Genomic DNA, 3,375 nt, shown 5'->3' on the forward strand with positions numbered 1-3,375 from the left:
GCCGGTTCACGCTGGCGGTGATGCCCGACACGCAGTATCTGTTCGACGGGCCAAGCATCGACAAGGCGCCCGTCGAGGCGTCCCTGCGCCATCTGCTGGAGCACGGGCGGGAGGAGAACATCGTCTTCCTCTCCCATCTGGGCGACCTCACACAGAACGGCGCCAAGGAGGAGTGCGCGGCGATCGGCGAGGCGTTCCGGCTGCTCGACCGGCGGGGCGTCGGCTACAGCGTCCTCGCGGGCAACCACGACGTACGGTCCTCCACCGACGACCAGCGCGGTTCGAGTCCGTACCTGGACGTCTTCGGTCCCGACCGCTTCAAGGGCAAGTCCACCTACGGGGGCGCGTCCCCGGACGGCTACAACACCTTCCACCTCTTCGAGGCCGGCGGCCGGCAGTGGATGGTGCTCGCCCTGGACTGGCGGCTGTCGGCGAAGGGCTTCGCGTGGGCCGAGCAGGTGATGGCCGAGCACCCGAGGACGCCGGTCATCCTCACCACGCACGAACTCGTCGACGAGGACGACTCCCTGTCCACGTACGGCCGGAAGCTGTGGGACCAGCTGATCGCGGACCACGACCAGATCTTCCTCACCCTCAACGGGCACTACTGGCCGGCGGCCCGCGCGACCCGCGAGAACGCGGCGGGCAACGAGGTCCACCTCCACCTGACGAACTACCAGAACCGGTACTTCGGCGGCGCCGCCATGATCCGCCTCTACCGCTTCGACCTCGACCGGAACACCATCGACGTGGAGACGATCTCCCCGTGGATCATGGGCCGGGCCGCGAAGGGCCTGGGCGAGCTGGAGCGGCAGGAGATCGAACTCTCCGGTGACGCCGACCGGTTCTCGGTCGACATCGACTTCGACAAGCGGTTCGCGGGCTTCGCGCCGGTGCCCGCGCGTCCGGCACGCCCGGTGTCGAAGATGCTGGTGCCCGGCACGGTCGCGTACTGGCGGTTCGACGGCCGGCAGGACGGGGCCGCCGTCAGCGGCACCATCGAGGACCGCTCCGGACACGGCAACGACCTCACCCTGGTCACCGTCGGCGGCGGCACCCTCGCCTGGTCCGCCGACCACCATCCGGACCAGCCCGGCCACGGCAGCCTGGAGTTCCACGGCGGCAAGCCTCCGCTGAAGGGCGCGTATCTGCGGACGGTGGACGGGGCGCCCCTCAACTCGGCGACATTCGAGGACGGTTACACCATCGAGGCGTTCTACCGTCTGCCCGCCGACTGGAACCCGTCGAACCACGCCTGGGCGGGCATCCTCGGCCGCACCGGCACGGGCGGCGCCGCCGGCAGGACACAGGACGACCCGGACGAGCCGCTGGCCACCCTCTCGCTGTCCAACGACCGCGAGCCGCAGTGGGCCGTGCGCCCGCTCAACCAGCAGGGCATCGCCACCAACTGGGGGCAGGAGACCCCGCTGGAGACCTGGTGGCACCTCGCGGTCGTCAACGACGGCGAGCACACCACGATGTACGTCCAGGGCTGCCCGGTCGTCCGCAACCCCAGGGCAACGGCCATCGGGCTCACCTCGGTCGGCCTGCCCTGGCTGCTCGGCGGCTACGAGTACGGGGGCCGGATCGACCAGATCCTGCACGGCCGCCTCGGTGACGTCCGCATCGTCGAACGGGCACTGCCCGTCAAGTCGTTCATGAACCACTGAGACCCCGGAAGGGCCTTCCAACGACCATGTCCGAGCAGCGACTGCACGTCTGGGCCGACCCGTCCGTCCCCGCCACCGAGCTCGACCCGCAGGGCCTCTCGCGCCGTGGGCTCCTGCGCGGCGCGGGCCTCTTCGGCGCCGCCTTCGCCATGGGCTCCCTCGCGACCCCGGCCTCGGCCACCTCCCCCTCCCGCCGCTACGGCGGCGAGGACCCCGACTCGCCTACCTCGTCGGCGACCACCACATCCACACCGTGTACAGCCACGACGCCAAGTACACGTTCTCCCAGCTGGCCGCCGCGGGCGCCGAGTACGGCCTCGACTGGATGGTGTTCACCGAGCACTCCAACTTCGGGCACGCCGACTTCGGTGCCGCGCTGGAGCACAGGGAGATCCTCCGGGCCCGCGCCGAGAACCCCCGTCAGCTGATCTTCCAGGGCCTGGAGTGGTACATCCCGGCCGCCGAGCACTGCACGGTCTTCACCGCGCCCGGCCCGAACGAGGTCGACCTCCTCACCCGGTTCGAGCGCGCGTACGACGGCAAGCTGCTGGGCTACACCGACGGCTCCGCGGGCGGCGCGGACACCGCCCGCAACGAGGCGCACGCCGTCAAGGCCATCCAGTGGCTGGCCGAGCAGCGCCGCACCGGATACGTCGACGACGTGCTGGTGCTGGCCAACCACCCGCTGCGCCTCGGCATCGACTCCCCGCACGAGATGCGCGGCTGGCGGGACGCGGCCCCCGAGATCATGATCGGCATGGAGGGCGCGCCCGGCGCCCAGGGCGCGGCCATCCCCGGCCTGCGCGGGGCGGCCTCGATACGCGGCGAGTACGAGAACAAGCCGTCGGCCCAGTCCTGGCCCGGCTACCCGGCGCAGGCGTACCTCACCTACGGCGGTTTCGACTGGGCGACGGCGACCGTCGGCGGTCTGTGGGACTCGATGCTGGCAGAAGGCAGCCTGTTCTCGATCACCACGAACTCCGACGCGCACCGGATCGTCTTCGACACCTGGAAGAACGGCGACTGGCCCGCCGGGCAGAACTTCGACAACACCGGCAAGCTGCCCGACCCGGTGAACACCGACACCCCGCAGCCCGGCAGCGACTTCTGGCCCGGCCAGTTCAGCCGCACCCACGTCGGCGTCACCCGCTACGGCTACCGCGCGGTGATGGCGGGCCTGCGCGCGGGCCGTGTCTGGCTGGACCACGGTCATCTGCTGGACGGTCTCGACGTCCGCGTGAAGCGCGACCGCGACCACGGCCGCGGCGTCACCCTCGGTGGCCGGCTCCACGTCCGCAAGGGCGAGAAGCTCACGCTGGCGGTCACCGTGACCTCCGCGTCCCGCACCAACCCCCGTGGAATACTCCCGGAGTTGGCCCACGTGGACGTCATCCGCGGCACGGTGCGCGGCCCGGTCTCCGACCGCGACGCCTGGAAGGCCCCCGACACGAAGGTCGTCCACACCGAGGACGTGACGGGCCGCACGGGCACGTACACCCTGCGCATCCCGCTCACGGCCGGCGACGAGTCCTTCTACGTCCGTCTGCGGGGCAGCGACGGCAAGCGCAACGGCGCCGGCTGTCTGGGCGCCGCGATCGACCCGCACGGCCCGGTCCCGCACGCGCCGGGCGACGGAGACCCGTGGGAGGACACCTGGTTCTACTCGAACCCGGTGTTCGTCGATGTGAGCTGACGGGCGTTCGGG

1 protein-coding gene and 1 pseudogene are annotated in these 3,375 nt (G+C 71.1%); both read left to right on the forward strand.

What is annotated here, in order from left to right; genetic code table 11:
* Window positions 1–1,670: LamG-like jellyroll fold domain-containing protein (locus STRIP9103_RS29560; protein ID WP_048821216.1), on the forward strand; the 1,670-nt coding region annotated here is incomplete at its 5' end.
* Window positions 1,671–1,696: 26 nt separating this feature from the next.
* Window positions 1,697–3,363, forward strand: a pseudogene (locus STRIP9103_RS29565) (PHP domain-containing protein).
* Window positions 3,364–3,375: the final 12 nt, after the last annotated feature.

Origin of the sequence: Streptomyces ipomoeae 91-03, from assembly GCF_000317595.1 — a bacterium.
In the GTDB taxonomy this organism is placed as follows: domain Bacteria; phylum Actinomycetota; class Actinomycetes; order Streptomycetales; family Streptomycetaceae; genus Streptomyces; species Streptomyces ipomoeae.